Raw genomic sequence first — 26,626 nt, forward strand, 5'->3', positions numbered from 1 at the left:
CGGCGACGATACGCCCGAAGCGCGATCCGGGAAAACGGCGTTTCGCCGCATGGACGGCTGCTGAAAGGCCGCCCAGGCCGGTTCCTTCGCCTAGCCGTCATCCTCTACGGGATAGTACTCGAGGCCGTTTCCGACCTGTTCGATGGTCAGGAGCGGGCCGGCCGGCAGGGTGGACCAGACCGCCGGCGGATCCTTGTCCACGTCGATGGTCGACCGCACCGTGCTGACACGCCGCGTCAGGAAGTTGACGCTGCGGTCCAGGGTGGCGCCGGTGTTGCGGCTGACCTCGGCGTAGTCGTGTCCGATCAGGCGCAGGGCGCCGTCTCGCCAGCGGAAGCGCGAGACCGAATTCCACATGGTCCAGCCGCCGGCCGACGCGAAGTCGTGCAGCGGGATCGACAGCGTCCCGTTGCGGATCTCCGGAGCGCTTTCCAGCACGTCGTCCAGCGCCGGTTCGAGGGGACGCGGGATGAAGGTGTGGTTCCGCACCACGAGGTCATAGCCGCCGTCCCGGGCCAGGGCCACGATCAGGAGGCGGGGGTTGGTATCCAGCGTATCCGCTCCGAAGCCGTCATTCCGGACCCGGTTGGCCGGGTCGTGCTGCTTCAGGACAAGGACCACGTCCGCGGCGCCGTCGCCGTTCAGGTCGCCCGCGACGCGATGTTCGATCCGCCAGCCCTCCGGCGCCAGGGCGGCCGGATCGCTGAAGCGGGACGGCAGGGGCGGATAGACGGCGGGCGGGACGCCGAGGGGGTTGTCGTCACCGACGGGCACGACCGCGCCCGCCAAGACTTGCGGCGGCGTCGGCGAGGCGGGAGCCTGGGGGGCGGACGGCGGAACCGGCGCGCGCGGAGCATCGGGCGCATCGGTCGGCTGTCCGCAGGCCGCGAGGAGCAGGCAGGCGGCTGTCGCAAGACTCGGTTTCATGAGGGGCCCCTTTCGGCCACCCTGCAGCACTTCCGGGCCGCCGTCACGTCCCGCGCGGCTTGACCCGGTTGGTCGGCGCGGCGACGGACGGGTCTTCCGGCCAGGGGTGGCGCGGATAGCGGCCGCGCATGTCGGCGCGCACGTCCTTCCATGAGCCGGCCCAGAAGCCCGGCAGGTCCTTGGTCATCTGGATCGGCCGTCGCGCGGGCGACAGCAGAGCCAGGGTCAGCGGCGTGCCGCGCCCCACGGTCGGGTGGACCTTGACCCCGAACAGCTCCTGCACCCGGATATCGACGCGCGGACCGCCTTCGGCGGCGTAGTCGATGGACGCCGAGCCCAGCGGCGTCTCCAGCCGTTCGGGCGCGAGATCGTTCAGGGCGCGCTGGCGATCCCACGGGATGAGGGTGCGCAGGCCGTCGGCCAGGGCGCCGTCCGGGATGGCCGCCAGCGACTGGACACTGTCCAGCAGGGGCCAGAGCCAGGTCTCGCGCTGATCATGCAGCCCTTCGTCCGACACGTCCGGCCAGCCGTCGTCGAAGGTGCGCAGGAAGGCGAGGCGCGCGCGCAGGGCCAAGGCGCGCTCGCCCCAGCGGATCGCCTTGAGCCCGTCGGTCTCGGCCTCGGTCTTCAGGGCGGCGGTGACGGCCTTGCGGTCGGGCGCGCCCATCAGCTTCTCATCGACCACGATGGCCCCGATCCGGCGGATGCGCTTCAGCACCATCCGGCCGGAGGGTTCGCGGGTCAGCCGGTCCTCGACCTCAAGGCGATGATCCAGCGCGGCGGGATCGACCGGGGCGGCCAGGCGGATGCGGTCGCGGGCGTCCCCTCCCCCGAGTTCGGCCACCGCCAGCCAGGCTTCGCGGGCCATGACGTCGGTGGGGTCTAGGAACGCGCCGCGGCCGGAGGCCAACAGGAATTCGCCGGGCTTGCCCCGCGCCTTGGCCACCCGCTCGGGGAAGGCCTCGGCCAGCAGGGCCCCGGGATCGGCGTCGCCGCCCTTCCCGCCTCCCGCCGCCTTCGCCCAGCGCTCGACCAGCTTCATGGCGTCGCGGGCGCGCGGCGAGCGATCGCGTTCCAGCCCCTTCAGCCGCTCGGACAGGTCGACGCCATTTCCGCCCAGACCCGGTTCGCTGAGCACGGCGGCGATGCGGGCGCCCAGGTCGGCGTCTTCCTGATCGCTGGCTACGGCGACCATGTGCGCCAGCCGGGGCGACAGGGGGATGCGGGTCAGGCGCCGCCCGTGCGCGGTCAGGCCGCCGTCGGGGTCCAGCGCGTCCAGCCGCTGCAGCACCTTGCGCGCCTCGGCGAAGGCGCCGGCGGGGGGCGGGTCCAGCAAGGCCAGCCCCTCCGGCGAGCGCGCGCCCCAGCGGGCCAGATCCAGCGCGAACGCGGTCAGGTCAGCCTCGAGGATTTCCGGCCGCTGGTGCGCCACCAGTGCCCGCGTCTGTTCCTCGTCCCAAAGGCGGTAGCAGACGCCCGGCTCGACCCGGCCCGCGCGGCCCCTGCGCTGTTCGGCGGAAGACCGGCTGACCTTGACGGTCGCCAGCCGGGTCAGGCCGCTGGAGGGTTCGAAGCGGGGCACGCGGGACAGGCCGCCGTCGATGACCACGCGCACGCCCTCGATGGTCAGGCTGGTCTCGGCGACCGAGGTGGCCAGCACGATCTTGCGGCGTCCGGCGACGGCCGGTTCGATGGCGCGGTCCTGCTCGCCCTTGTCCAGCGCGCCGTACAGGGGGACGACGTCGGCGTTGGCGGGCAGGCGCTCGCCCAGCGCTCGGGCGACCCGATGGATCTCACCCTGTCCCGGCAGGAAGACCAGGATGGAGCCGGTCTCCTCTGCCAGCGCCTGGCGCACGGCGCGGGCGACGGCGTCCTCGAACCGTTCAGCGGCGCTGCGGCCCAGATAGCGGGTCTCGACCGGGAACACCCGGCCCTCGGCCTCGATCACCGGCGCCCATTCCCCCAAAGAATTGGCCAGAAGCTTCGACACCCCGGCGATGTCCAGCGTCGCCGACATGACCAGCAGCCGCAGGTCCTCGCGCAGCAGGCCCTGCGCCTCCCGCGCCAGCGCCAGGCCGAGGTCGGCGTCCAGGCTGCGTTCGTGGAATTCGTCGAACAGCACCGCGCCGACCCCGTCCAGCGCCGGGTCGTCCAGAATCATGCGGGTGAAGACGCCCTCGGTGATGACCTCGATGCGGGTCTTCGGCCCGATGCGACTCTGCAGACGGGTGCGGTAGCCGACGATTCCGCCCGCCTGTTCGCCCAGCGAGGCGGCCATGCGGTCGGCGGCGGCGCGTGCGGCGAGGCGTCGCGGTTCCAAGACCAGCACCCGCCCCTCGCCCAGCCACGGCTGATCCAGCAGGGTCAGAGGCACGACCGTGGTCTTGCCCGCGCCCGGCGGGGCGGCCAGCACGGCGGCGTTGCTCTGCGCCAGCGCGGCCTTCAGCGGCTCAAGAACGGCGTGGATGGGAAGCGTCGTCATGCGGCTCAGTAGCGCAATGCGCGAGGAGCGCGCCAAGAAAGCTGCGGTCTAGCGGCAACGAGGCAGGTCATCAAAGCGTCGCGACAGGTTCACGCTTCGGAAACCGCGTTGCCACTGGCCCTTCACCCCGCTAGCGTCCGCGCCAAAGCAGCGAGAGGGCTGCTAAATAAGTCGGAGGGGTAATCTTATGTGGCGCGTTAAATCGCTCGACGCGATTCTGGCCACGGCCGAGAAGAAGTCGCTTCATCGGTCGCTCGGCCCGGTTCAACTGACCCTGTTGGGGGTCGGCGCGATCATCGGCACCGGGATCTTCGTACTCACCGCGGCCGCCTCGCAGAAGGCCGGCCCGGGCATGATGTACAGCTTCATCATCGCCGGCGCCGTCTGCGCCGTCGCCGCGCTCTGTTACTCGGAACTGGCCGCCATGGCCCCGGTTTCGGGCTCGGCCTACACCTATACCTACGCCGTGATGGGCGAACTGCTGGCCTGGACGGTCGGCTGGGCGCTGATCCTGGAGTATGCGGTGGCCGCATCCGCCGTGTCGGTCGGGTGGTCCGGCTATGTGCTGGGGTTGATCGAGAACGCGCTCCACTTCGACTGGCCTGACAAACTTCAGGCCGGTCCCGTCTGGACGATGAACGGCTTCATCCCGACGCCGGACTTCTCGGCGGGGCTCATCAACGTGCCGGCGATCGTCGTCGCCCTGGCCGTGACCCTGCTGCTGATGATCGGCACCACGGAAAGCGCCCGCGTCAACGCCATCCTGGTGGCCATCAAGGTCGCCGCCCTGACCGCCTTCATCGTGCTGACCCTGCCGGTCATCAAATCCGGCAACTTCCAGCCCTTCGCGCCGAACGGCTGGTTCGGACCGGCAGGCACCACGGGCATGGGCATCGTCGGCGCCGCGGCGTCGATCTTCTTCGCCTACGTCGGCTTCGACGCGGTCTCGACCGCCGCCGAAGAGACCAAGAACCCGCAGCGCAACGTGCCCATCGGCCTGATCGGCTCGCTGGCCATCTGCACCATCTTCTATCTGCTGGTCGCGGCCGGCGCGGTCGGCGCCATCGGCGCCCAACCGGTGCTCGGCGCCGACGGTCATGCCGTCCAGCCGGGCTCGCCCGCCTTCACCGCCGCCTGCGCCCTGGCCCAGAACTCCAGCCAGCTGGTCTGCTCGAACGAGGCCCTGGCCCACGTCCTGCGCGAGATCAACTTCCCGGCCGTCGGCAACGCCCTGGGCATCGCCGCCATGCTGGCCCTGCCTTCGGTCATCCTGATGATGATCTACGGCCAGACCCGCATCTTCTTCGTGATGGCGCGCGACGGCCTGCTGCCGGAGAGCTTCGCCAAGGTTCACCCGAAGTGGAAGACGCCCTACATCGTCACCCTGTTCACCGGTATCGCGGTCGCCATCGCCGGCGCCCTGTTCCCGGTCGGCCAGCTGGCGGACATCTCGAACTCGGGCACCCTGTTCGCCTTCTTCATGGTGTCGCTGGCGGTGCTGATCCTGCGCGTGAAGGAGCCGAACCGTCACCGTCCGTTCAAAACGCCGCTGGTGTGGATCATCGCGCCGATCTCGGCCGCCGGCTGCGCCTTCCTGTTCTGGAACCTGCCGCACGACGCCAAGATGGTGCTGCCGATCTGGGGCGGCATCGGCCTGGTGATCTACTTCCTGTACGGCATCCGCAAGAGCCACATGCGCAAGGGCCATACCGAGGTCCACGAGCAGGACGCCGATATCCCGCCGCCGCCGGGCACGACCTGATCGCCGGCGGAAGACCACAAGACGAAGGCCCGGGAGCGATCCCGGGCCTTTTCCTTTGCGGCGGTCTCGCCTAGAGGCTTCAGCCTACCTATGCGGATGTGGCGGAACTGGTAGACGCACCAGATTTAGGTTCTGGCGCCGAGAGGCGTGGAGGTTCGAGTCCTCTCATCCGCACCATCCTTGTCGGCCTAACGCTCGGGACGCGGTCCCTCGCTGCTTGAGGCCGATATTCCTGGCCTATCGCTCGGCACGCGGTCCCTCGCTGCTTCAGGCCGGCTCAGTCCCAGTTCGGCCAGGTGCTCTCGCCCGTGGGCGCGGGCTGGACGCTGCCGTTGCCGAAGATCAGGTTGATCAGGGTTCCGATCTCCGTCCGCTGCGAGAGCCGCCAGCGCGCGTTGGACACCACCACCAGATCCCAATGGTCCGAGAGCCATCGGCTGTTGCCGAACTGATGCCAGTTCTCATGCTTGCCGGCGTCCAGTTCGCCGTTCTGGACGAGCGCGAAGGTCAGGTTGTCGGGGCTGGCCTGGGTGAGGCTGACCGACAGGCTGTAGACGTCGCCCAGGAGGGTCCCGCTGTCGTCGGCCCGGCCGTCCCAGACGTATTCTCCATTGCTGTGAACCGTCAGGGTCGAGGAGATCGCGACGTCGTTCAGGTCCATGTCGCTGCGGAAGGTCAGGGTCTCCGGACTGAGGACGTCCATCAGGGCCCGGAGCGACTTCGGATAGGTGGTCATTCCCGCCGTCTGGAAACGCTCTTCCACGCTCCCCGCCGACGTCCCGAACCGCAAGGCTGTGCGCACGCTGTCTTCCATAGCCGCGTCTCTCCTGCCGGCGTCGCCGACCGTGATCCGGTCGCCCTCAATGCGGGCTCGCCAACCGGCGAGCGGCATCATCACCCAAGGTTGCGATACGCACAACATTGTTAGGCCAGTCGGCTGATTTCATATTGTTCTTGATTTGTTCTTATTCTGCGGTACCGTCCGTCCATGGTCGAGATTGCGAAGGGGCGAGGTGCGAGGTCGAACGCGACCGGGCGCTACGAACCGGAAACGGTCGAGGCCTTCGATGACGGATGGACCGATCAGGACGCGGAGGCGGCGCCGCTGCGCACCACCCTGACGCCCGAGACGGCCCGGACGATCATCGCGCGCAACACCAGTCCGGACGTCGGTTTCGACCGGTCCATCAACCCCTACAAGGGCTGCGAACATGGCTGTATCTACTGCTACGCCCGTCCGTCCCATGCCTGGATGGGCCTATCCCCGGGCCTGGATTTCGAGAGCCGGCTCTTCTTCAAGCCCGGCGCAGCGGACCTGCTGGAACAGGAGCTCTGCAAGCCGCGATACGTCTGCAGGCGCATCCACATAGGCGGTAACACCGACCCCTATCAGCCCGTCGAGCGCGAGCTGAAGTCGACGCGGTCGATTCTCGAGGTCCTGCAGAGGTTCAGGCATCCGTTCAGCATTATCACCAAGTCGGTGCTGATCACGCGCGACGTGGACATCCTGGGGCCGATGGGGCGCGACGGGCTGGCTTCGGCCTTCGTCTCCATCACCACGCTTGACCGCAAGCTGGCGCGCGCGATGGAGCCGCGCGCCTCAACCCCTGCCAAACGGCTGGAGGCCGTCTCGCGGCTCGCCGAGGCGGGCGTGCCGGTGGGCGTCGGCTTCGCCCCGGTGATCCCGGGGCTCAACGACCACGAGCTTGAATCCATCCTGGAAGCGGCGGCCAAGGCCGGGGCGACCAGCGCCATGTATGTGACCCTGCGCCTGCCGCTGGAGATCAAGGATCTGTTCCGCGAATGGCTGGCGGACGCCCGGCCGGACCGGGCGGCGCGGGTCATGTCTCTGGTCCGCCAGACCCGGGGCGGCAGGGACTATGACCCCGACTGGTCGCAGCGCATGAAGGGCTCGGGTCCGGTGGCCGAACTGATCGGGACCCGCTTCCGCGCGGCTGTCAAACGCTACGGCCTGGACGGCCCGCGTCCGCTGCTGGACGAAAGCCGTTTCCGTGTTCCCGCCAGCGCCCGCAAGCAGGGCGACCTGTTCGACGCGGCCTGATCCAGCACGCTCACAGAGCGGTGGCCCGCCTCAGCCGAACACGAATCCTTCCACCTGCCCGCGATGGGTGGACGAGACCGGCGCCCGCGTTCCGTTCTTCAGAACCACCTCCAGCCGGCGCCCGCTGCGCGCCAGGCGGACGACCGCATCGGCGGCGACCCACCAGGAGCGGTGCACCTGGAGGCCCGGATAGTCCTTCAGTTCGCCGAGCGCGTCGCGCATCCGCATCAGGATCAGGGCCTCGCCGTTGCGCGTGGTGACGCGCAGATAGTGGTCCTCCATGCGGATGCAGACCAACTCGCCCGCGACGCCGGCCGGCAGACGCGAGAGGAAGCGCACGCCCGGTTCGGCCACGGCCTTCACCGGTTCCGCCCGGCGGCTGGCGGCCAGCTGCAGCAGGCTGATCCCGCCGACGATCAGGGCCGTCACCAGGCAGACGGAGACATAGGTCGCCGTCAGGGTGAGAAACCCGCCGACGAAGGGCGCCTCGGCCACGTCGGAGCGTCCGAACAGCGGGGCGATGACGGCGGCCAGGACCCAGTCCAGTCCTTCGACCAGCGCCCATAGCGGAAGGGCCGCCACGGCGCAGGCGGCGCCGAGGATGACGAGCGCCGAAACCGCGTGGGCCCGCGCCAGCCGCCGGACCAGCCGGACCGCCAGCGGAAAGGCCAGACCGAGCGCGCCGAGCAGGACGGTCCAGTAGGCCAACCGCAGGGCGAACGGCAGGCCGCCGCTGTCGAACGGCTCCAGCAGCGTCAGGATGAGGATGGGGGCGGCCAGGAAGGCGAGACTCCGCACCAGCGTCCGCCGGTCGTCGGCCGCCCAGAAGGTCACGATATCCAGATCCCGTCCCCGCAATCCGCCCTCCCCTCCGCAGCCCGCCGCTCCGGGTTAGCGCCGGTCCGGGCGACGGACAAGGCGAAGGGGCGGCGGTTTCACGAAGCGCGAATGCGTCGGCGGCGGTTTCACGACACGGCGGGCCGTCTTCACGAAACCGCTGTTGTCCCGTGGCGAGGCCTGGACCCAAAGGCCGGACCCGGAGCCGAGACGCCCGACGCGATGGTCGGGGCGGGCTCCTGGAGATCGCCATGCCTTCCGTACACCGCCTTGCCGCCGCCGCCCTGGTCGCGGCGTTCAGCCTGTCCCCCGCCCTCGCCCTCGCCCACGCCTCTGACGAAGATCGGCTGGTGCTCGGCGCCGGCGCCCTGGCCTACCGCTCCCCATTCGAGGGGGAAGGCGTCTCGGTCTTCCCGATCCCGATCCTCGTGGCCCGGCGCGGCGCCTTCTATGTCGATGGGCTGGAGGCGGGCGCGACCTGGAGGCCTGGGTCTGACGGCGATCACGGGTTCTCGGTCGACGCCTTCGTCGCCGCGCGCGCCCTGCCGGGCGAGAATCGCGAGCAGGTCACAGCCGACGTCGGCGTCCGCGCCTCGTTCGCCGGCGCCGCCGGAACCGTCTCCATCGACTACCGCCGGGACATCACCGGCGAGTTCGAGGGCGGCGAGGCGACGGCGCGCTACGAGGTCACCATTCCTGTCGGCGGGGTGACGCTGACGCCGGGGATTCAGTTCGCCTGGCAGGACCGGGCCACCGCCAACCACATGTACGGCGTCAGCGCCGAGCAGCGCCGCGAGATGATCGAGGACGGCGTCACGACGCCGCTGCCGGTGTTCGAGGTTCGGGAGGGCGGCGTGAATGTCGGCGCCGACCTGACGATCCTGTGGCCGGTGACGGACCGCATCGTCGTCATCGCCCAGGTCAGCGGCGCCTATCTGGGCGAGTCCGCGCGCGAGAACCCCGGCCTGCGTGACGACTTCGAGGTCCAGACGCTGATCGGCTTCGGCTACAGCTTCTGATGACCGGGATCGTTCGAGGTGCGTTGAAATGGAGCGTCCGCGCTCTGGCAGGCGGCCTGCTTCTGCTGACGGCGAGCGCCTCCGTGGTCTACTTCCTTGGCCCGGACGCCTATGACGGCTTCTTCGGCGAGCGGGATCCGGAACGGCGCCGGCTGACGGCGACCCTGCTGCACGCCGGCGCGGCGGCGGTCGCCCTGCTGGCCGGCGCGCTGCAGTTCAGCCTGGTCGGCCGTGTTCGCTCGCTGTTGCACCGGCTGCTGGGCGGCGTCTATGTCGTCGCCGTGGTCCTGTCCGCGACCGGCGCCGCCCTGATCCTGCCCTTCGCCCTGGGCGGGCCCGTCGGCATCGCCGGGTTCCTGCTGCTGACCCTGTTCTGGCTGTCGTGCACGACGATGGGGGGGCTGGCCGCGATCAGCGGGAACAGGGCCGAGCACCGGACCTGGATGATGCGCAGCTACGCCCTGACCCTGGCGGGCGTCAGCCTGCGCCTTCAATTGCTGGTCCTGACCGGCCTGGCCGACATCCCGTTCGACGTCGCCTATGTCGTCACGGCCTGGAGTTCGTGGGCGCCCAATCTGGTGGTCTGCGAAATCCTGATCCTGGCGGCGGCGATGCGCGTTAGCGCCGGAACACCGCCACCAGCTCCACATGCGCCGACCACAGGAACTGGTCCACCGGGGTGACCGTCTCCAGCCGGAACCCGGCGTCGATCAGGACACGGGCGTCGCGGGCGAAGGTGACCGGATTGCATGAGACGTAGACGACGGTCGCCGCCTTGGTCTGGGCGATCTGCTGGGTCTGCTCCAGCGCCCCGGCGCGCGGCGGATCCAGCACGATGGCGTCGCAGCCGCGCAGATCATAGGGGGCCATGGGGCGGCGGAACAGGTCGCGGGCCTGCGCCTCGATCGGCTTGATGCCCTTGGCGGTCTTGAAACCGGCCTTGAGCGCGGCGATGCCGGGCGCGGAGCCGTCGGCGGCCAGCACCGGGGCGACCTTGGCCAGGGGGAAGGTGAAGGTCCCGGCCCCGCAGAAAAGGTCGGCGATCTTCTTGGCGCCCTTCACGGCGGCGACGGCGCGCTCGACCATGGCGACCTCGGCGGGCGGTGCAGCCTGCAGGAAGCCGCCCGCCGGCACGGGCACGGTGGCCGGGCCGAACTGGACATGGGGCTGGCGCGCCATGACCAGGGTTTCGCCCGCGAGGCTGAGACGGGCAAGGTCGGCGGCGTTCGACGCCGCGATGGCTCGCATCTGGGCGTCGCGTGACAGTCCGCCCGAACGGCGCTCGACCCCCGTCACGTCTACGTCCAGCCCGTCCAGCGTCAGGGTGACGTGCAGGGTCGGCGCGGACTTGGGATGTTCCAGGAAGGCGTCGGCGACCCGCGCCAGCGCCGGCAGGGCCGCGACCAGCCGGGGATCGGCCACCGGGCAGGCGGCGATCTCGACCAGCCGCCAGCTCTTGCGCGCCTTGAAACCGAGTATGGCCTGTCCGTCCGGTCCGCGCCGGGCGTGCAGGGCCAGTCTGCGGCGCGTGCCGGGGGCGATGGCCACCGTCGGCTCAACCGCGATCTCGATCCGCTCGCGGGCCAAGGCCAGCCGGACCTGCTCGCGTTTCCAGTCCAGATAGGGTTCCGCCGCCCAGTGCTGCAGCGAACAGCCGCCGCAGTCGCCGTACTGCGGCGAGACCGGGGCGATCCGGTCGGGGCTCGGGGCGACGATCTCGACCTCTTCCAGCCGCCCCTCGCGGACCACGCCGCGCACGGTCTCGCCCGGCAGGGTCAGAGGGGCGAAAACGGGCCCGGCCGCCGTCTCGGCGATCCCGTCCCCCTGCCCGCCCACGCGCGCGATAGTCAGTGTTTCCGTCATCGGACGCTTCTAGAGGGAACGCCCCCCGAGCGAAACATGAACGAAGATGAACGCCGCGATCAAAGGCCGTTCAGCTTCGAAGCTTCATAACCGATGCAACAGACAGGGAGCCGATCCGTTCGGCATTCAGGTTTGAACCGTCATTCAGGATGAAGCCGATGTTCGCATCTTTCACCAGCAAGGCCGCCAGCGCCGCCGTTATCGCCGCGACCGCCGGTCTGCTGCTGGCCCCCGCCACGGCGTCGGCCCAGGCCTACAGCTATCAGGGCGCCGACCGTTACGGCTCGTACGGCGGCTACGGCCAGCAGTACGACCGTTACAACGACAGCTATTACGGCCAGCCGGACCGCTATTCGTCGCGCTACGACAGCGCCGAATACTGCCGCAGCGACCGCAACCAGCGCCGCGGCGCGGGCGCCACCATCGGCGCGGGCGTCGGCGCGGTGGCCGGTTCGCAACTGGCCGCGCGGGGCCGCCGCACCGAGGGCAGCATCCTGGGCGGCGTGCTTGGGGCGGTCGTCGGCGGCGCGATCGGCAACGACTCCGCGCGTGACTGCGACCGATACCAGGACAGCCGCGGATACTCGTACGGCGACGACGGCTACGGCCGTTACGACAGCCGGTACGACAACCGCTATCAGGACCGGTACGACGACCGCCGCTATGATGACCGGTACGACGACCGCTACCGCTATGACGACCGGTCGGACTACCGCAGCGACCGTTACGGCTGCCGCACCGTGTCGACCCAGAGCCGCGACTGGAATGGTCGCCTGGTGACCCGGTACGAAGAGGTCTGCAACGGCTACTGACGAGATCGCGTCGCCGGTTACTTATCAGCCCCCCTGTCGATCGGCGATGTGACGGAGGCCCCCGGTGGAGAAATCCACCGGGGGCTTTTCCATTTCTGGAGGGCCGCGGACCGTCGGCCCTGCGGGACCCGACCCGACGCGGCCTGGCTTCGCGCAGACTTGCGCTCAAGCAGCGAGCGACCGCGTCGCGAGCGATAGCGCTCGAAACGCTTCGCTAGATGCGTTTCGCCCAAAGAAGATATTCCACGTTGCCGTCGCCGCCTGTGATGGGGCTTTCGGCGGTGGCTTGAACCGTCCAGCCGCGGGTTTCCACCCAACCGGAGACGCGTTCCAGAGCGGCCTGACGGGCCTCCGCGTCCTTGACGACGCCGCCCCGGCCGATGTCGGCGCGGCTGTCCATTTCGAACTGGGGCTTCACCAGGGTGACCAGGTCGGCGCCCGGCGCGGCGAGAGCCAGGGCGACGGGCAGAACCTTGGCCAGGCCGATGAAGCTGGCGTCGCAGACGATCAGGCCGGGCGCATGGGGGATCAGATCCGGCGTCAGGTCGCGCGCGTCGGTCTTCTCCAGATCGATCACGCGCGGGTCGGCGGCGAGGCGTGGGTGCAACTGCCCCTGCCCCACATCGACGGCGTAGACCCGCGTCGCGCCGCGTTCGAGGCAGACTTCGGTGAAGCCGCCGGTCGAGGCGCCCACGTCCAGCACCGTCCGCCCTTCGACGGTCACCGGCCACAGGGTCAGGGCGTGATCCAGCTTCAGCGCGGCCCGGCCGACGAAACGATGGGCCTCCATGAAGGTGAGCTCAGCGTCGTCCGACACCGTCTGCGAGGCGGCCCGGGCGGGCCGACCGTCGATCGTGACGCCGCCGGCTTCGATGGCCGCCTTCGCCCGCGCCCGGCTTTCGGCCAGGCCGCGGGCGACGAGGAGCTGATCGAGCCTGACCTTGCTCACCCCACCCCGTCCAGACGCGCCAGGGCGGCGGCCTGCTTGGCCCGACCGGCCTCGGCCTCGGCCAGCTTCTCGCGCTGTTCCTCGACGACTTCCGGCGCGGCGCGGGCGATGAAGTTGGGGTTGCCCAGCTTCTTGTTCACATGCCCGATGTCGCTCTCGAAGGCGGCGATCTCCTTGGTCAGGCGCGCGCGCTCGGCGTCCAGGTCCACCAATCCCTTGAGGGGCATGAAGGCGGAGGCGCCGCCGACCAGCAGGGTGATGGAGCCAGGCGGCTGTTCGCCGACCTGCTCGATGGCCTCCAGGCGGGCCAGCGACTGGATCAGTTCGCCGTGCTTGTCGAACAGCGCCTTGATGTCGGCGGTCGGGTTGTAGAGCGCCAGCGTCAGCCTGGCCCCCGGCGGCACGCCGATCTCGGCGCGGCTGGAGCGGATCTCCGAGACCGTGCGGATGAGCCAGCTGATGTCGGCGCTGGCCTCCATGTCGAGATAGCTGTCGGGCAACGCCGGCCAGGCGGCGCCGATCAGGGTCGGTTCGCTACGGGGCGCGCCTTCCTCAGCCAGCTTGTCCCACAGTTCTTCGGTGATGAAGGGCGTGACCGGGTGCATGAGCTTGAGGGTCTGGTCCAGGGTCCAGGCCGTCATGGCGCGGGTCTCGGCCTTGGCCGCGTCGTCGGAGCCCTGGAAGACCGGCTTGGCCAGCTCCAGATACCAGTCGCAGAAGACGTTCCAGACGAAGCGGTACAGGGCCGAGGCGGCGTCGTCGAAACGGCCCGCCTCGATGGCGCTGGAGATTTGGCGCTCGGCCTTGGTCAACTCGTCCCGGACCCAGAGGTTTATGGTCTGCTCGACGCTCGCCGGGTCGAAGCCCGCGACGCGACGCGCCTCGTTCATCTGGGCGAAGCGGGCGGCGTTCCACAGTTTGGTGCCGAAGTTCCGATAGCCTTCAATGCGTTGCTTCGACAACTTGATGTCGCGTGTGCCCGACAGAATGGCCATGGTGAAGCGCAGCGGGTCGGCGCCCAGCTCGTCGATGATGCCGAGGGGGTCGATGACGTTCCCCTTCGACTTGCTCATCTTCTGGCCCTTCTCGTCGCGGACCAGGCCATTGATGATGACCCGCTTGAACGGAACTTCATCCATGAAGTGAAGTCCCATCATCATCATCCTGGCGACCCAGAAGAAAATGATGTCGGCGGCGGTGACGAGGTCGCTGGTCGGATAGAAGCGCTCGAGGTCCTCGGTCTTCTCGGGCCAGCCCATGGTCGAGAAGGGCCACAGGGCCGAGGAGAACCAGGTGTCCAGAACGTCCTCGTCCTGGGTCAGCGGCTTGCCGCCGGCCTGGGCGATGGCGTCTTCCTCGGTCTCGGCGACATAGATATTGCCGTCGGCGTCGTACCAGGCCGGGATGCGGTGGCCCCACCAGAGCTGGCGCGAGATGCACCACGGCTCGATGTTGCGCAGCCATTCAAAGTAGATTTTCTCGTAGCTCTTTGGCTCGAACACCGTCGCACCGGTCTCGACGGCCTTGATGGCCGGCTGGGCCAGGGTGTGGGCGTCGACGTACCACTGGTCCGTCAGCCAAGGCTCGATGACGACGCCGGACCGGTCCCCGTGCGGGACCATGTGCCTGGTCTTCTCGATCTCCTTGAGCCAGCCCTCTTCCTCGGCGCGGGCGACGATGGCCTTGCGCGCGGCGAAGCGGTCCATGCCATCGTATTCGGCGGGGACGTCCGGTGTGTCGGCGGCGGTGACGCGGGCGTAGGCGTCCAGGATGTTCAGCGACGGCAGGCCCGCCCGCTTGCCGACCTGGAAGTCGTTGAAGTCGTGCGCCGGGGTGATCTTCACCGCGCCCGAGCCCTTGGTCGGGTCGGCATACTCATCAGCGACGATGGGAATGCGGCGGCCGACGATGGGCAGGGTCACGACCTTGCCGACCAGACCGGCGTAGCGCTCGTCCTTTGGGTGCACGGCGACGCCGGTGTCGCCCAGCATGGTCTCCGGCCGGGTCGTGGCGACGACGATGTAGTCGCGGGTCTCGTACTCCGTCGCCTTGCCGTCCTCGTCGAAGGCGATCGGATGCTCGTAGGTGACACCGTCCGCCAGCGGATAGGCGAAATGCCAGTAGGCGCCGTCGACCTCCTTCTGCTCGACCTCGAGGTCGGAGATGGCGGTCTGGAAATGCGGATCCCAGTTCACCAGCCGCTTGTCGCGATAGATCAGGCCGTCCTTGTGCAGCTGGACGAAGACCTTGCGGACGGCGGCGTTCAGGCCCTCATCCAGGGTGAAGCGCTCGCGCGACCAGTCGCAGCTGGCGCCCAGACGGCGTAGCTGGCCGACGATGGTCCCGCCCGACTCGGCCTTCCATTCCCAGACCTTGTCGACGAAGGCCTCGCGGCCCATCTCGCGGCGCCCGACGTTGCCGGCTGCGGCCAGCTGGCGCTCGACCACCATCTGGGTGGCGATGCCCGCGTGGTCGGTGCCGGGCAGCCACAGGACGGCCTTGCCCTGCATCCGGTGATAGCGGGCCAGGATGTCCTGCAGGGTGTTGTTCAGCGCGTGGCCGATGTGCAGCGACCCCGTCACGTTCGGCGGCGGAATGACGATCGAATAGGCGTCGGCCGCGCCGTCGGTGGCGGTGGCGGCGCGGGGCGCGAACAGGCCGCTGTCCTCCCACATCGCATACAGGCGGGGTTCGGCGGATTTCGGGTCGAAGGTCTTGTCGAGCATGGGGGAGGTCATTCTTTTGCCCTACCGCGACACGCGCGGCGTGTCGCTATTCAAGGGCGGAGCGGAAACGGAAAAGGGCGGCTCCGCCGGGAGCCGCCCTGTCGTGATCTAGTGAAGATCGGTGCGCAGGTGAAGCTAGCCGGCCGAGCGGGCGATGCGTTCGACTTCCTTGCGTACCTGTTCCTCCACGATGCCCGGCAGGTTGGCGTCGAGCCAGTCCTTGAGCAGCGGGCGCAGCATCTCGGCGACCATGGCCTCGACGGTCGAGCCGCTGGCGAAGGTCAGGTCCGGGCCCGAGGCGGCCGGAGCGGCGGCCGGCTTCTGGAAGCTGGCGGCCAGGCCGGCGAAGGCCGAGGCGGCGCTGGCGGCGGCGCTGTCGCCGACGAGGGAGTCGTAGTTGTTGGTCGGCACGGAAGGTTGCTCCGGCGTGTGAACTTCGGCGGGCGGGGCGAAGACCGACTCGCTGACCGGCTCGGCCGGGAAGGGTTCGGGCTCGGCGGGCGACAGGTCCAGGTCGCCGATGCTCTCGGCGGCCGGGGCTTCGTAGGTGTCGGTCAGCTCCAGCACGTCTTCTTCCGACGCCTCGGGCTCCTGCACCGACGGGGTCTCATCCATCAGGGCGGGCGACGGCGCGGGTTCCGGTTCGGGCTCGGGAGCCGGTTCAGGCTCCGGCGCGGCGGCGACCGGCGCGGTTTCAGCCGGCGCGTCGTCCTCGGAGATGATCCGGCGGATCGACGCCAGGATTTCCTCCATCGTCGGTTCCTGGGCGGTCTGGTCGGTCATGGCGAAATCCCGGACGCCCACTCAGGCGGGCGGACTGATCGAAATGGCTGGGCCTGCGGAGCGGTTTCCCCCTCCGCAGGGCTGTCGTCGCATCTACGCCCGTCGGAATCAACGGGCGTTTTTCCCCTGCGGCGCGAGCTCCGGAGCGAAATCGGCCGAGCTGGACGCCCTAGGGCTCAGCTCAGATTTCGCGCCAGTCGATGCGGGACCATTTTTTGGCTTCGGGTCGGGACGACCTGAAACAAAAATGGTCTGAGGATCAGTTGCGCGGCGCGGTCCGAACGACCTCGGACTTCAGCTGGGTGTCAATCGGCGCGTCCTCGGCGTCCGTGGCCGGAACGATCGCCGGGGCGGCCAGGCGGTCGAAGCTTTCGATCGCCGCATCCCACGGCAGGGCGCCGCGGTTGCGCACGCGCTGATAGTTGGCGGCCGGGTCGTAGACCGTGATTGTCGGATCCAGGTCCTGGCCCTCCAGGCGGCCCATGGCGGCCAGCAGATTGGCCTGGGCCACGTATTCATTGCGGCGCGAGCTGGCCAGAGTCACCTCGGCGTTGCGCAGCTCCAGCTCCTGGTTCAGCACGTCCAGGGTGGTGCGCAGGCCGACCTGGGCCTCTTGGCGCACGCCCTCGGCGGCCACCGTGGCGGCGCGGACGGCTTCCTGACCGGCCTGCAGGGTGGCGCGGGCAGAGATCGACTGGGCGTAGGCCGAGCTGACCGATTGCAGGGTGCTGCGGCCCTCGCCCTCGACGGCGATCTGGGCGGCGTTGGCGCGTTCCAGCGCCTGGGCGACGCGCGACGAGTTCAGGCCGCCGGTGAACAGCGGCACCGACAGGGTCGCGCCGGCGGTCAGGCGGGTGTTGTCGGCGATGTCGCCGAAGCGGTCGAAGTCGTTGTTCGACCCGCCATAGCTGGCGGTGGCGCGCAGCGACGGCAGGTATTCGGCCTTGGCGGCGGCGACGTTGGCTTCGGCGGCGCGCAGCGAATACGTGGCCGCGCGGATGCCCGGATTGTCGACCAGGGCCACGTCCAGGGCGTTGTCGAAGTCGGTCGGAACGCCCGGCAGGACCGGCATGGGGGCCAGATCGCCCGGCGACTGGCCGACGACGGCGGCGTAGGCGGCGCGCGACACCGACAGCTGGGCGCGGGCGTTGGCCAGATCGGCCTCCGACTGGGCCAAGCGGGCTTCGGATTGGGCGACGTCGGTGCGGGTGATCTCACCGACCTCGAAGCGGGCGCTGGCTTCTTCCAGTTGGCGCTGGAGGACGTTCAGGTTGGCTTCGCGGATGGCGAGGATCTCGGTGTCGCGGATCACGTCGGCGTAGGACTGGATGACCAGCGCCAGGACATTCTGTTCGATGTCGCGCAGGTTTTCGCGGCCGGCCAGGATGTTGGCTTCGGCGGCGGTGATGCCGTGGCCGATGCGGCCGGCGCTCCACAGGGTCTGGCCGACGCCGATGCTGGCCGAGGCGCTGTCGCTGTCCGGATTGACCAGGGGGCCGTCGCCGTAGTCGCGCGTGTAGTTGGCGCCGATGGTCACATCCAGGGTCGGGCGCAGGCCGGCCCGGGCCTGGACGATCGATTCGTCGAGCGCCCGCTGATTGGCCCGCTGGGCCAGCAGTTGCGGATTGGTGCGATAGGCCAGCGCAATCGCTTCCTGCAGGGTCTCGGCCCAGGCGGGAGCGCCCATGCCGGTGATCACAGCGATGACGGCGACCGAGGCGAGCGCACGCGAACGTTTCAGCATGATGGTTCCTGCCTGGCGCGGGGGATGCGCGCCCTTCGTATCCCAAGGCCTGATGCGGGACGGTTTAGTCCCGCGCCAGTTAAGTTTTTTTCACGCGCAAAGCCCAGCCCCTCCGTCGGAGGGGAAGGATCAGAGCGCGAAAGTGGGTTCGGGCGTCAATTCCGCAAGCACCGGCGGCGCCGCATCGAACAGTTCCCGGCGCGATATGCCCTGTTCGCCACGCATGTAGAGCACGGCCTTGCCGCCCGGCCCCGTGCGCTCGACCACGGCCAGACGCCCGCCGACGGACAGGGCTTTCAGCCAGGCCTCGGGGCGACCGGGCACGGCGGCCTCGGACACGATGACGTCGTAACCCTCGCCCGCCGGGGCCGACAGGGGCGCGACGACGGCGGCGACGCCCTCGTCAGCCAGGGCCGAGCCGACCACGTCGAACACGGCGGCGTCCGATTCCTGGGCCGTGGCGTTCAGGCCCATCCGGGCCAGCACGGCGGCGGCGTAGGGGCCCGCGATGCTGAGGGCGCGCTCGCCCTCCTTGCCGCCCAGGGCCATCAGCAGCTTGGACAGGTCCCGCGCCAACATCAGGCGGCGGCCGCCCGCGATTTCCGGCTCGATCTCCGCATAGGCGGAGAAGGCGCGGTCGGCGGGCACGAAGCGCTCGCGCGGGACGGCCAGAAGCGCCGCCTGCAGGGCGCGGTCGGTGACATCGTTCACCCGGACCTGGCTGTCGACCATGACCTTGCGTGCGGCGGCGAAATCCATCTTGGGGGAATCCTGCTGAAATCTGGCGCGCTTATAGGTCTGTGCGTTGCGGCGGACAATCCGATCTGATAGCGAACCCGCCTCGCGATGGATGGCTTGGTCACCAAGGCTCTACGGCCTGATGGCGGAGTGGTTACGCAGCGGACTGCAAATCCGTGTACGCCGGTTCGATTCCGGCTCAGGCCTCCATCGCGAGTTTTTCAGCCTTCCGACGCCATCGCCCGCCACGTTCGCGCGGCCAGGTCGCCGAGGCCGTAGCTCACCAGATCCCTGTCCGGACACCACCACGAACCGTGTCCGCGATCCGTATAGCGGAACCGGCCGGGCCGTCCGGGTTCGGAAATCAGGTGGGTGGTCTCGTGCACCAGGGTGTTCACCAGCGCCGCCCGCCGCTCGGGATCGCCGCTGAGCCAGCCTTCGAATCGTTCCGGACGGATCCGCATGCGCTGGGCCCCCACGCTGGTGGACGCCACGGCTCCCGGATTTTCATAGACCAGCTGAAAGCGCGCGCCCGCGTCCGCCATCGCGTCCCTGACCGAGGCGCCGCTCACCCAGCGCCGGTTCGGCAACGGAAGGATCGAGCAACCCGGCAGCCAGTCCCGCGCGGCCGCTCCGGCGGCGAAGGCCTGCGATCGGCGGACGGCGCAGGCGGCCTCCAGCGCGGCCCTGGCGGCCCCGGCCGCATCGGACGGGAAGTTGACCAGTTCGACGGTCGAGCACGGCGTGACGTGGATCTCCGGCGGAGCCAGCGACGCCTTCCGGCTCGCGTCATGATCCACGCCGTCAGCCAATGAGCCGCAGCCCGAAAGCAGCATGAGCCCCGCGAGGCCCGCAATTGCGGTTGAACGCATCTCACCCCTCCATCTTGACGAGTGCGATGCGTAGCATGGGGCGCCGCGCGGGAATACCTGCGTTACGCGAGCCCTAGACGGGCGCAGTCATCCAGCCGATGGCCGTGGCCGCGCCCACCGCCGCCGCCGCGATGGCGACCACGATGCCGACCCGCGCGTTGCGATGCACGAAGACGAAGATTCCGCCCAACATTTTTCCACTCCCCCGGACCCGGCCACAGCGACACAGCTCGGACGGTTCATCAAGGTGTACAAAGCGTTAATCGCGATTTGGTGATCATTTTACGTGTGTCGCGCGAAATGATGCAGGGCGATGCCCCCAGCGACGGCGACATTCAGGGAATCGAAGCCGCCCGACATGCGAATCCCCACCGGTTCGCAGCGCGCGATCACCGTCTCGTCCAGTCCAGGCCCCTCCTGCCCCAGAACGATCGCGACCCGTCCCCCGACCGGGGCGACGTCCAGCGTTGTCGTCGCGGCGGGGGTCATGGCCAGCACGCGGAAGCCGGCGGCTTTCAGCGCCTCGACCGCCGCGACGGGATCCTGCCCCGTGGCCATCGGCGTGCGCAGGACCGCCCCGACCGAGACCCGGATGGCCTTGCGGTAGAAGGGATCGCAGCAGCGGGCGTCCAGCAGTACCGCATCGGCGCCGAAGGCCGCTGCGTTGCGGAAGATCCCGCCCATGTTGTCGTGGTTGCCGATCCCGGAGGCCAGCACGACCAGCGCGTCCGGCCCCATGGCCTCCAGCAGACTGTCCAGCGCGGCGGTGGGCGGCTTCTCGCCCAGGGCCAGGATGCCCCGGTGCAGGGGGAAGCCCGCGATGGCGTCCAGCACCCCCTGCCCGACCGAATAGACCGGCACGCCGTCCGCCAGGCCGGCCAGGGCGTCGGCCAGTCCCTCGACCCGCGTCTCGGCCAGCAGCACCGCGTGGGGGCGGCACAGGGCATGGGCCGAGGTCAGGACGCGCAGCACCACCTCCCCCTCCGCAACGAACAGGCCCTGACGCCCGGTCAGGTCCCGTTCGCGGATGTCGCGGAAGCCCGCGATGCGGGGGTCTTCAGGGTTATCGATGCGGATGATTTCCAAGTTCCGACTTTTCCCGTTGCGTTGATGAGATTCCCGCTGCTATAGCGCCCGCCTTCCCGAGCGATACCTCTTCCGCGGTAGCTCAGTGGTAGAGCAGCCGACTGTTAATCGGCTGGTCGTAGGTTCGAATCCTACCCGCGGAGCCATCGCCCTACGTTTGCCCCCGCCCGGGGCGTGAACGGGACCCCCTCGCCCTCAGCGTCATCCGCCGTTTCTTCGACGCAGCGCAAGGCAAACAGCCGCCCATGGCGTCCACGATCCGAGAGCCGCCAAGCGGCGCCGTCCCGGATCCCATCCATGATTTCGTCCAGCCTGGCAGCCCGCCCGCAAATCCTGCGGCCGAGGCAGGCGCCCGCCGTCATCGAACTGCGTCCCCGCGTCCGCACCGCGATCCTGCTGCCTTCCGGCAGCCGATTCTCCGCTGGGGCGCCGAACTCCATGGAAACCGTGGTCCGGACCCTGGCCGGGCCGCTGAGCGACCAGGACGTGCGAATCTTCTGCTGCGCGGGCGCGCATGACCATGAGTCTCCCGGGGTCGAGACGCTGCCGTCGTCCGGGCCCAGCCGTCTGCGCGTCCTGCTGGACCGGCTTCGCGCCTTCAAGCCGGACGTCATCGAGCACCATCAGCAGGTCAAGCAGGCCACCCAGGTCTCGCGGGCCATGCCCGAGGCGGCCCACCTGCTCTATCGCCACAACGCCCTGAAGACCGGCCGGCACTGGATCGACACCTGGCGCTACAACGCCCGCTACGGGCGGATGGACGGACTGGTCTTCGTCAGCGCGGCGGAACGCGATCTCTTCGCCCGCGACTATCCCGACCTGGCGCAGAAGGCCTGGGCGGTTCCCAATCCGATCGACACGGCCCCGTGGCTGGCCCCCCCGGAGCATCGCGAGCCCGTCATCGCCTTCGCGGCGCGGGCGATGGCCGAGAAGGGCCTGGCCGAGGTCTGCGCCGCCCTGCCCGCCGTGCTGGATCGGCAACCGGCGTGGCGCGCCGTGCTGATGCTCAACGACTGGGACGAACACGGGCGCTGGGCCCAGCCGCATGTGGCGCCCCTGGAGCGATACGGTGCGCGGGTGACCGTGCTTCGGTCCGCGCCCCTGCCGGAGGTGCGCAAGCAGATGAAGTCCGCGGCCATCGCCCTGACGCCCTCGCTCTGGGCCGAGCCGTTCGGCCTGACCGCCGTCGAGGCGCATGCGGCGGGGGCGGCGCTCATCTCCTCGGGCCGCGGCGGCCTGCGAGAGGCCAGCGGCCCCTACGCCGTCTACCTGGATCACATCACGCCGCAGACCCTCGCCGACGCGATCGACCGGCTGATCGAGCATCCGCAGGAGCGAATCGCGATGGCGCAGGCGGCCCAGCGGTATGTGATGGAGGCGCACAGTCCTGAGGGACGCGCCGCCGAACTGCTGCGCGTCCGGCAGGCCGTCAGGCTTCAGCGGCGCGCCCGGGCGGCGTAAGAAAAAAGCCCGACGCGAGCGCCGGGCTGAGAAGTTCGGTGATGGTGGGTGTCCTCGAAGAAGATGAAGACAGTCCCTCCGTGGGACTGAATTGGTTAACCGCAAGTAAATCATGCCGCCGGGATGGCGTCCGGCAGCCAGGTCCACTGGCGCGCGCCGCGCGGGCCGGTCCAGCCGACCCGCCATCCTGCGCCGGCCCGTTCGACCTTCAGGTCCGGGGTGTCGGCGCCGGGGCCGGGCCAGACGAAGGTCTGGCCGCCGACCGTGACCACGCTGTTCGGGGCGACGGTGTCCAGCAGCACGCTCCACAGCCCGGCCTGGCCGGATTCGACCTCCAGGGCGTTCCTGCCGGCGGAAACGTCCACGGCCTGGCCCGCCGTTCCCGTGCGGCCCGAGGCCAGCATGGACTGGGCGTCGCTGTCGATCGCGCCCAGCGCGGGGGCGGGATCCAGCCGTCGGGTCGGGCCGCCCGACCGCAGGATGGCGATGGGCCCGCGCCCGCCGGCGATGATCAGCAGCCGGTCGGGCGACGCCGCCGCATCCTGGCCGACCTGGGTTTCCGGCCGCAGCAGCAGCAGGTCCGAAGGCGCGGCCATGCGAATCTCGAATCGCCCGTCGGGATCGGCGGCCGCCGCATAGGCCGCGCCCTCGTCGTTGCGCAGCACCACCCGCGCGCCCGGTTCGGCCTGGCCGGAGAAGATCAGGCTGGCCTGGGCCCGGCGCACGGCCAGGATCTGAGGCGGCTGGGTCCAGCCCGTGGCGTTTCCGGCGGCGTCGCGCTCCGGCTGTTGGGGGGCGGGCATGCAGCCCGCGAGGGCGGCGAAGGCCGCGGCGGCGGCGGCGACACCGATGGCCCGTTTCATCCCGTCTCTCCGGCGGTTAAGTAGGCCCATCGGATAGCGCGGCGAGGCCGCCGCTGTCTCCCTATCATCGAGGCTCCATGACCATCACCATCCAGCCGTTCGACGGCAAGTCCGTCTGCCTGTTCTGCGGCTCGTCCGACCTGTCCGATCCGGCCTACACCGTCGCGGCGCGCCAGTTCGGCGCGCAGACGGCGCAGGCGGGCTGGCGGCTGGTCTACGGCGGCGGCGGCGTGGGCCTGATGGGCGCCTCGGCCCGGGCCGCGCACGAGGCCGGCGGTCGGGTGCTGGGCGTCATGCCGGGCTTCCTGCGCAGCCGCGAGCGCCTGTTCGACGAGGTCGAGACCCTGGTCGTCACCTCGATGCACGAACGCAAGACCATCATGTACGACCAGTCGGACGCCTTCGTGGTCGCTCCGGGCGGCGTCGGCACGCTGGAAGAGGTTATCGAGGTGCTGTCGTGGAAGCGGCTGGACCTGCACCACAAGCCGGTGATCTTCCTGAATCTGAACGGTTTCTGGGACACCCTGCTGGCAGCGATCGAGCACGGCATCACCCAGAAGATGACGCCCGAAACCTTCCGCGAGGGCTATAGCGTGGTCAACACGGTCGAGGAGGCTGTCGCCCTGATGCAGGCGGCGGACGATATGCCTCACTTGCAACATGATCGGCGTTAAGTAATCGTCGATCAGTTCGCGCGTCGCTGCGTTTCGTTTGGCAACGCGCCCTTGACAGTTTTGAATAACAACGCACACTGAAGCGGCGGGCTCGACTGCGAGACCCGGCCCCATTCGGAGATCTCCCCATGCGCGCCTTCATCGTCGCCGCGGCCCTGTTCGCCGCCGCCCCCGCCTTCGCCCAAGCCCCCGCCACCAGCGCCGTCCTGGCCGACGCCGCCCGCGCCCCGGCCGGCCGCACCATCATCGACGGCGCCAACTGGCGTTGTGAAGGCGCGACCTGCACCGCCAGCGGCGGCGCCAACCAGCCGGCCGCCCGCGCCTGCCGCCGCGTCGCCGCCCGCTTCGGCGCCGTCTCGGCTTTCACCTACAAGGGCGTGACCCTGTCGAACGAAGAAATCGCCGCCTGCAACGCCTGATCGGCGCGCACGGCTGAAAAGAAGAAGGCCGCCCCTCACAGGGCGGCCTTTTTGCTGTCCGGCGTCAGGGAAGACGGTTCAGGCCGTCTCGCCCTGGAGCCGCTTCACGATGCGCTCGCGGCCGATCATGGGGGCGATGGCCGCCATGTCCGGGCCGTGCGGCTGGCCGGTCAGGATCAGGCGCAGCGGCATGAACAGGGTCTTGCCCTTGGCGCCCGTCGCCTCCTTCACCGCATTGGTCCAGGTCGGCCACAGAGTGTCGTCGACCGTCTCCGGCAGCACCGCCAGGGCGGCGGCGGCGAAGGCCGGGTCCTCGATCACCGGCGTGACCGGACCACGCACGATGGCCGCCATTTCAACGACATCGGCGAATTTCTGAAGGTTCGGTCGCACTGCGTTCCAGAAGCCCTCGCCCAGATCGGCGTCCAGTCCGGCCAGGCGCGGCTGCGCCACGGCGTAGTCCATGGCGTGCAGGGCCTGGGCGTTGAGGCGGTCCAGATCGGCGGTGTCGTAGCGCGCCGGCGAACGCCCCATCTTGGAGAAGGCGAAGCTGTCGCCCAGCGCCTGCACCGAGGTTCCGACCTCCAGCGGGTCCGAGGTGCCGATGCGGCCCAGGTGGCTGGTGATGGCGATCGGCTCGTAGCCCAGGTCGCGCATCTCCGAGATCGAGAGCGAGCCCAGGCGCTTGGACAGGGCCGCGCCGTCGGCGCCGACCAGCAGCGGCATGTGGGCGAACGCGGGGACCGGGCCGCCCAGCGCCTCGAAGATCTCGATCTGGGCGCCGGTGTTGGTGACGTGGTCTTCACCGCGGATGACGTGGGTGATGGCCATGTCGATGTCGTCGACGACCGAGGGCAGGGTGTAGAGGAACAGGCCGTCCTCGCGGATCAGCACCGGGTCCGACATCGACGCGGTGTCGACCTCGGCATGGCCGCGCGCCAGGTCTTCCCAGGCGACGCGCTTGCCTTCCAGCTTGAATCGCCAGTGCGGACGGCGGCCCTCGGCCTCATAGGCGGCCTTTTCGGCGTCGGTCAGGTCCAGAGCGGCGCGGTCGTAGATCGGCGGCAGGCCGCGCGACAGCTGCACCTTGCGGCGGCGATCCAGCTCTTCGGAGGTTTCGTAGCAGGCATAGAGGCGGCCCGAGGCCTTCAGGCGGTCGGCGGCCTCCTCGTAGCGGTCGAACCGCTTGGACTGGTTGTGGCGCTCATCCCAGAGCATGCCCAGCCAGGTCAGGTCGTCCTCAATGCCCTGTTCGAACTCGGGCGTGGAGCGGGCCAGGTCGGTGTCGTCGATGCGCAGCACGAAGCTGCCGCCCTGCCCTTTGGCGAACATCCAGTTCACCAGGGCGGTGCGCACGTTCCCGACGTGCAGCTTACCCGTCGGAGACGGGGCGAAACGGACCTTGACGGACATTGAGACGACCTTGAAACGCGAGGCGCGCTAGGTCGCGCCCGCAGCCCCTCAAGTCAAGGCCGACGGCCCGTCGGGCCGCCGGAATCAGTCGTCGCGGTGAACCCGTTCGCGGCGCTCGTGCCGTTCCTGGGCTTCCACCGACAGCGTCGCCGTCGGGCGGGCCTCAAGACGGCCCAGGCTGATGGGCTCGCCGGTTTCCTCGCAGTAGCCGTACGATCCGTCCTCGATCCGGCGCAGGGCCTCGTCGATCTTGGAGATCAGCTTGCGCTGACGATCCCGCGTACGCAGTTCCAGCGCACGATCAGATTCGGAAGACGCCCGGTCGACGAGATCCGGATGGTTCTCCGTCTCGGCCTTCAGATTGGTCACGGTACCCTTCGACTCGCGAAGGATATCGTCCTTCCAGTCCATGAGCTTGCCCTTGAAATAGGCCAGCTGCCGTTCGTTCATGAACGGCTCATCGTCAGACGGCCTGTAGGCGGCCGGCTCGATCACAGACGCCAATGCGTTCATCGCACTCACGCTCTAAGCAGCGCCCCCCTGTGGCGCACCGCTGCGTATAGGGATGACGAAGAGTCGCGGCAACAGGCTTGCGGGAGCGCGCGACCTGTGAAGGTTCAACGATCACTGTGACCGTGACATTTCTTCCTCACCTGACACGCGTGGCGGGTGATTTCGGGGACGATTATGCCGTTTTACGCTGCGTTGCGGCGAAGATCGGCCTTGGCCAGTTCAACCGCGGCGCGCAGATCGATCTGATCCAGCAGGCTGGTCAGAGCCGGGTCGGCGTCTTCCGGGCGGTCTTCGCGCAGGGTGCGGCTCAGGCGCTCCAGCGCGCCCTCCCCGGCTTCGCCCGACAGCAGGGCCAGCTTCAGCTCGTCCAGCCGGTCCAGAAGCCCGCTTCCCCGCCGAACGGCCCGGCGGCGGCGCTCGGTGGCGTCCTCGACCCCCTGCAGGGCCATGAGGGCGTTCATGCCGGCGACGCCCGAGACCGAAGCCGCGGTCGCCGGCGCGCTGGCCGGGGCGGCGGACGAACCGCCGGACACGGAAAAGCCGCCCGCAGCCCTGGCGGGACGCGAACCCTGGGAGGCCGAGGGGCCGGTGGCGCCGGTGACCTTCATGCGGTGCGACTCC

General features: G+C 69.5%; 24 protein-coding genes and 3 tRNA genes. 11 read left to right on the top strand and 16 right to left on the bottom strand.

All coding sequences use genetic code 11. The features are described 5' to 3' along the window. Positions 1-90 precede the first annotated feature (90 nt). Both AC3WRV_RS10235 and hrpB read right to left on the bottom strand, forming a co-directional pair. Positions 91-927 carry a hypothetical protein gene (locus tag AC3WRV_RS10235; protein ID WP_492313153.1) on the bottom strand — a complete coding sequence of 279 codons (837 nt, stop codon included), beginning with the start codon at positions 925-927 and terminating at the stop codon, positions 91-93. 43 nt (positions 928-970) lie between these two features. Further along, positions 971-3,409 carry an ATP-dependent helicase HrpB gene (gene hrpB, locus AC3WRV_RS10240; RefSeq protein WP_492313154.1) on the bottom strand — a complete coding sequence of 813 codons (2,439 nt, stop codon included), beginning with the start codon at positions 3,407-3,409 and terminating at the stop codon, positions 971-973. Positions 3,410-3,596: 187 nt separating this feature from the next. Here hrpB and AC3WRV_RS10245 point away from each other — a divergent pair, with 187 nt between their 5' ends. Then, positions 3,597-5,171: an amino acid permease gene (locus AC3WRV_RS10245; RefSeq protein WP_492313155.1), complete on the top strand. Its 1,575-nt coding sequence runs from the start codon at positions 3,597-3,599 to the stop codon at positions 5,169-5,171. A gap of 92 nt (positions 5,172-5,263) precedes the next feature. Further along, a tRNA-Leu gene (locus tag AC3WRV_RS10250) sits at positions 5,264-5,348 on the top strand. 100 nt (positions 5,349-5,448) lie between these two features. Here AC3WRV_RS10250 and AC3WRV_RS10255 read toward each other — a convergent pair. Then, positions 5,449-5,907: a hypothetical protein gene (locus tag AC3WRV_RS10255; protein ID WP_492313156.1), complete on the bottom strand. Its 459-nt coding sequence runs from the start codon at positions 5,905-5,907 to the stop codon at positions 5,449-5,451. A 252-nt stretch (positions 5,908-6,159) separates the two neighbouring features. Between AC3WRV_RS10255 and AC3WRV_RS10260 the strand changes: the two genes are divergently transcribed. Further along, on the top strand, positions 6,160-7,233 hold the full coding sequence (locus AC3WRV_RS10260) for a PA0069 family radical SAM protein (RefSeq protein WP_492313157.1): 1,074 nt from the start codon (positions 6,160-6,162) through the stop codon (positions 7,231-7,233). Positions 7,234-7,263: 30 nt separating this feature from the next. Here the strand turns inward: AC3WRV_RS10260 and AC3WRV_RS10265 are convergent, their stop codons facing one another. Further along, complete coding sequence (locus AC3WRV_RS10265; RefSeq protein WP_492313158.1) at positions 7,264-8,067, bottom strand: LytTR family DNA-binding domain-containing protein; 804 nt, start codon at positions 8,065-8,067, stop codon at positions 7,264-7,266. A 254-nt stretch (positions 8,068-8,321) separates the two neighbouring features. Here AC3WRV_RS10265 and AC3WRV_RS10270 point away from each other — a divergent pair, with 254 nt between their 5' ends. Together AC3WRV_RS10270 and AC3WRV_RS10275 are read left to right on the top strand one after the other, a co-directional pair. Continuing rightward, the gene (locus AC3WRV_RS10270) at positions 8,322-9,089 is read left to right on the top strand and encodes a MipA/OmpV family protein (RefSeq protein ID WP_492313159.1); all 768 of its coding nucleotides are present in this window, start codon (positions 8,322-8,324) and stop codon (positions 9,087-9,089) included. Beyond that, entirely contained in the window at positions 9,089-9,772 is a 684-nt protein-coding gene (locus AC3WRV_RS10275; RefSeq protein WP_492313160.1) for a DUF2306 domain-containing protein, read from the top strand. The genes AC3WRV_RS10270 and AC3WRV_RS10275 overlap by 1 nt, the downstream gene beginning before the upstream one ends. On the opposite strand, the gene AC3WRV_RS10280 is transcribed toward AC3WRV_RS10275, so the two are convergent. Next, the gene (locus AC3WRV_RS10280; RefSeq protein ID WP_492313161.1) at positions 9,708-10,952 is read right to left on the bottom strand and encodes a class I SAM-dependent RNA methyltransferase; all 1,245 of its coding nucleotides are present in this window, start codon (positions 10,950-10,952) and stop codon (positions 9,708-9,710) included. The two genes, AC3WRV_RS10275 and AC3WRV_RS10280, sit on opposite strands and share 65 nt — an antisense overlap. A 158-nt stretch (positions 10,953-11,110) precedes the next feature. Between AC3WRV_RS10280 and AC3WRV_RS10285 the strand changes: the two genes are divergently transcribed. Next, positions 11,111-11,764 carry a glycine zipper 2TM domain-containing protein gene (locus AC3WRV_RS10285; RefSeq protein ID WP_492313162.1) on the top strand — a complete coding sequence of 218 codons (654 nt, stop codon included), beginning with the start codon at positions 11,111-11,113 and terminating at the stop codon, positions 11,762-11,764. Between the two features lie 214 nt (positions 11,765-11,978). Here the strand turns inward: AC3WRV_RS10285 and AC3WRV_RS10290 are convergent, their stop codons facing one another. The 5 genes from AC3WRV_RS10290 to AC3WRV_RS10310 form a co-directional block, all read right to left on the bottom strand. Next, on the bottom strand, positions 11,979-12,713 hold the full coding sequence (locus AC3WRV_RS10290) for a TlyA family RNA methyltransferase (protein ID WP_492313163.1): 735 nt from the start codon (positions 12,711-12,713) through the stop codon (positions 11,979-11,981). Then, positions 12,710-15,439 (bottom strand): valine--tRNA ligase, encoded by a 2,730-nt coding sequence (locus tag AC3WRV_RS10295; protein WP_492313605.1) that lies wholly within the window; start codon positions 15,437-15,439, stop codon positions 12,710-12,712. The genes AC3WRV_RS10290 and AC3WRV_RS10295 overlap by 4 nt, the downstream gene beginning before the upstream one ends. A 135-nt stretch (positions 15,440-15,574) precedes the next feature. Further along, on the bottom strand, positions 15,575-16,222 hold the full coding sequence (locus AC3WRV_RS10300) for a DUF2497 domain-containing protein (RefSeq protein ID WP_291838347.1): 648 nt from the start codon (positions 16,220-16,222) through the stop codon (positions 15,575-15,577). Between the two features lie 259 nt (positions 16,223-16,481). Then, positions 16,482-17,966: a TolC family outer membrane protein gene (locus tag AC3WRV_RS10305; RefSeq protein WP_492313164.1), complete on the bottom strand. Its 1,485-nt coding sequence runs from the start codon at positions 17,964-17,966 to the stop codon at positions 16,482-16,484. A 129-nt stretch (positions 17,967-18,095) separates the two neighbouring features. Beyond that, a complete protein-coding gene (locus tag AC3WRV_RS10310) occupies positions 18,096-18,725 on the bottom strand; it encodes a protein-L-isoaspartate O-methyltransferase family protein (protein ID WP_291838353.1) in 630 nt (209 codons plus the stop codon). 115 nt (positions 18,726-18,840) lie between these two features. Between AC3WRV_RS10310 and AC3WRV_RS10315 the strand changes: the two genes are divergently transcribed. Continuing rightward, positions 18,841-18,914: transfer RNA gene (locus AC3WRV_RS10315), tRNA-Cys, on the top strand. Between the two features lie 11 nt (positions 18,915-18,925). Here AC3WRV_RS10315 and AC3WRV_RS10320 read toward each other — a convergent pair. After that, a complete protein-coding gene (locus tag AC3WRV_RS10320) occupies positions 18,926-19,576 on the bottom strand; it encodes a hypothetical protein (RefSeq protein ID WP_492313165.1) in 651 nt (216 codons plus the stop codon). A 282-nt stretch (positions 19,577-19,858) separates the two neighbouring features. Beyond that, positions 19,859-20,662, bottom strand: a complete 804-nt coding sequence (locus AC3WRV_RS10325; protein ID WP_492313166.1) for a TrmH family RNA methyltransferase — start codon at positions 20,660-20,662, stop codon at positions 19,859-19,861. A 71-nt stretch (positions 20,663-20,733) separates the two neighbouring features. Between AC3WRV_RS10325 and AC3WRV_RS10330 the strand changes: the two genes are divergently transcribed. Then, positions 20,734-20,808, top strand: a tRNA-Asn gene (locus AC3WRV_RS10330). Positions 20,809-20,959: 151 nt separating this feature from the next. Then, entirely contained in the window at positions 20,960-22,123 is a 1,164-nt protein-coding gene (locus AC3WRV_RS10335; RefSeq protein WP_492313167.1) for a glycosyltransferase family 4 protein, read from the top strand. A gap of 110 nt (positions 22,124-22,233) precedes the next feature. Here AC3WRV_RS10335 and AC3WRV_RS10340 read toward each other — a convergent pair whose 3' ends face one another. Further along, the gene (locus AC3WRV_RS10340; RefSeq protein WP_492313168.1) at positions 22,234-22,986 is read right to left on the bottom strand and encodes a hypothetical protein; all 753 of its coding nucleotides are present in this window, start codon (positions 22,984-22,986) and stop codon (positions 22,234-22,236) included. A 77-nt stretch (positions 22,987-23,063) separates the two neighbouring features. Between AC3WRV_RS10340 and AC3WRV_RS10345 the strand changes: the two genes are divergently transcribed. Together AC3WRV_RS10345 and AC3WRV_RS10350 are read left to right on the top strand one after the other, a co-directional pair. Then, a complete protein-coding gene (locus AC3WRV_RS10345) occupies positions 23,064-23,660 on the top strand; it encodes an LOG family protein (protein WP_492313169.1) in 597 nt (198 codons plus the stop codon). A 128-nt stretch (positions 23,661-23,788) separates the two neighbouring features. After that, positions 23,789-24,079 carry a DUF8200 family protein gene (locus AC3WRV_RS10350; protein WP_492313170.1) on the top strand — a complete coding sequence of 97 codons (291 nt, stop codon included), beginning with the start codon at positions 23,789-23,791 and terminating at the stop codon, positions 24,077-24,079. Between the two features lie 78 nt (positions 24,080-24,157). Here the strand turns inward: AC3WRV_RS10350 and gltX are convergent, their stop codons facing one another. The 3 genes from gltX to AC3WRV_RS10365 form a co-directional block, all read right to left on the bottom strand. Beyond that, on the bottom strand, positions 24,158-25,492 hold the full coding sequence (gene gltX, locus AC3WRV_RS10355; protein ID WP_492313171.1) for a glutamate--tRNA ligase: 1,335 nt from the start codon (positions 25,490-25,492) through the stop codon (positions 24,158-24,160). 84 nt (positions 25,493-25,576) lie between these two features. Further along, entirely contained in the window at positions 25,577-26,005 is a 429-nt protein-coding gene (gene dksA, locus AC3WRV_RS10360) for an RNA polymerase-binding protein DksA (RefSeq protein WP_291841099.1), read from the bottom strand. Between the two features lie 182 nt (positions 26,006-26,187). Continuing rightward, positions 26,188-26,613, bottom strand: a complete 426-nt coding sequence (locus tag AC3WRV_RS10365) for a flagellar assembly protein FliX (RefSeq protein WP_291841101.1) — start codon at positions 26,611-26,613, stop codon at positions 26,188-26,190. Positions 26,614-26,626 lie beyond the last annotated feature (13 nt).

Source organism: Brevundimonas sp. EU05-FHT14B11, from assembly GCF_058790835.1.

What these genes read in the sequence shown, in the direction of transcription:
- AC3WRV_RS10235 (WP_492313153.1), bottom strand. Translation starts at nt 927, where the DNA reads ATGAAACCGAGTCTTGCGACAGCCGCCTGCCTGCTCCTCGCGGCCTGC.
- hrpB (WP_492313154.1), bottom strand. Translation starts at nt 3,409, where the DNA reads ATGACGACGCTTCCCATCCACGCCGTTCTTGAGCCGCTGAAGGCCGCG.
- AC3WRV_RS10245 (WP_492313155.1), top strand. Translation starts at nt 3,597, where the DNA reads ATGTGGCGCGTTAAATCGCTCGACGCGATTCTGGCCACGGCCGAGAAG.
- AC3WRV_RS10255 (WP_492313156.1), bottom strand. Translation starts at nt 5,907, where the DNA reads ATGACCACCTATCCGAAGTCGCTCCGGGCCCTGATGGACGTCCTCAGT.
- AC3WRV_RS10260 (WP_492313157.1), top strand. Translation starts at nt 6,160, where the DNA reads ATGGTCGAGATTGCGAAGGGGCGAGGTGCGAGGTCGAACGCGACCGGG.
- AC3WRV_RS10270 (WP_492313159.1), top strand. Translation starts at nt 8,322, where the DNA reads ATGCCTTCCGTACACCGCCTTGCCGCCGCCGCCCTGGTCGCGGCGTTC.
- AC3WRV_RS10275 (WP_492313160.1), top strand. Translation starts at nt 9,089, where the DNA reads ATGACCGGGATCGTTCGAGGTGCGTTGAAATGGAGCGTCCGCGCTCTG.
- AC3WRV_RS10280 (WP_492313161.1), bottom strand. Translation starts at nt 10,952, where the DNA reads ATGACGGAAACACTGACTATCGCGCGCGTGGGCGGGCAGGGGGACGGG.
- AC3WRV_RS10285 (WP_492313162.1), top strand. Translation starts at nt 11,111, where the DNA reads ATGTTCGCATCTTTCACCAGCAAGGCCGCCAGCGCCGCCGTTATCGCC.
- AC3WRV_RS10295 (WP_492313605.1), bottom strand. Translation starts at nt 15,439, where the DNA reads ATGCTCGACAAGACCTTCGACCCGAAATCCGCCGAACCCCGCCTGTAT.
- AC3WRV_RS10300 (WP_291838347.1), bottom strand. Translation starts at nt 16,222, where the DNA reads ATGACCGACCAGACCGCCCAGGAACCGACGATGGAGGAAATCCTGGCG.
- AC3WRV_RS10305 (WP_492313164.1), bottom strand. Translation starts at nt 17,966, where the DNA reads ATGCTGAAACGTTCGCGTGCGCTCGCCTCGGTCGCCGTCATCGCTGTG.
- AC3WRV_RS10310 (WP_291838353.1), bottom strand. Translation starts at nt 18,725, where the DNA reads ATGGATTTCGCCGCCGCACGCAAGGTCATGGTCGACAGCCAGGTCCGG.
- AC3WRV_RS10320 (WP_492313165.1), bottom strand. Translation starts at nt 19,576, where the DNA reads ATGCGTTCAACCGCAATTGCGGGCCTCGCGGGGCTCATGCTGCTTTCG.
- AC3WRV_RS10335 (WP_492313167.1), top strand. Translation starts at nt 20,960, where the DNA reads ATGATTTCGTCCAGCCTGGCAGCCCGCCCGCAAATCCTGCGGCCGAGG.
- AC3WRV_RS10340 (WP_492313168.1), bottom strand. Translation starts at nt 22,986, where the DNA reads ATGAAACGGGCCATCGGTGTCGCCGCCGCCGCCGCGGCCTTCGCCGCC.
- AC3WRV_RS10345 (WP_492313169.1), top strand. Translation starts at nt 23,064, where the DNA reads ATGACCATCACCATCCAGCCGTTCGACGGCAAGTCCGTCTGCCTGTTC.
- AC3WRV_RS10350 (WP_492313170.1), top strand. Translation starts at nt 23,789, where the DNA reads ATGCGCGCCTTCATCGTCGCCGCGGCCCTGTTCGCCGCCGCCCCCGCC.
- gltX (WP_492313171.1), bottom strand. Translation starts at nt 25,492, where the DNA reads ATGTCCGTCAAGGTCCGTTTCGCCCCGTCTCCGACGGGTAAGCTGCAC.
- dksA (WP_291841099.1), bottom strand. Translation starts at nt 26,005, where the DNA reads ATGAACGCATTGGCGTCTGTGATCGAGCCGGCCGCCTACAGGCCGTCT.
- AC3WRV_RS10365 (WP_291841101.1), bottom strand. Translation starts at nt 26,613, where the DNA reads ATGAAGGTCACCGGCGCCACCGGCCCCTCGGCCTCCCAGGGTTCGCGT.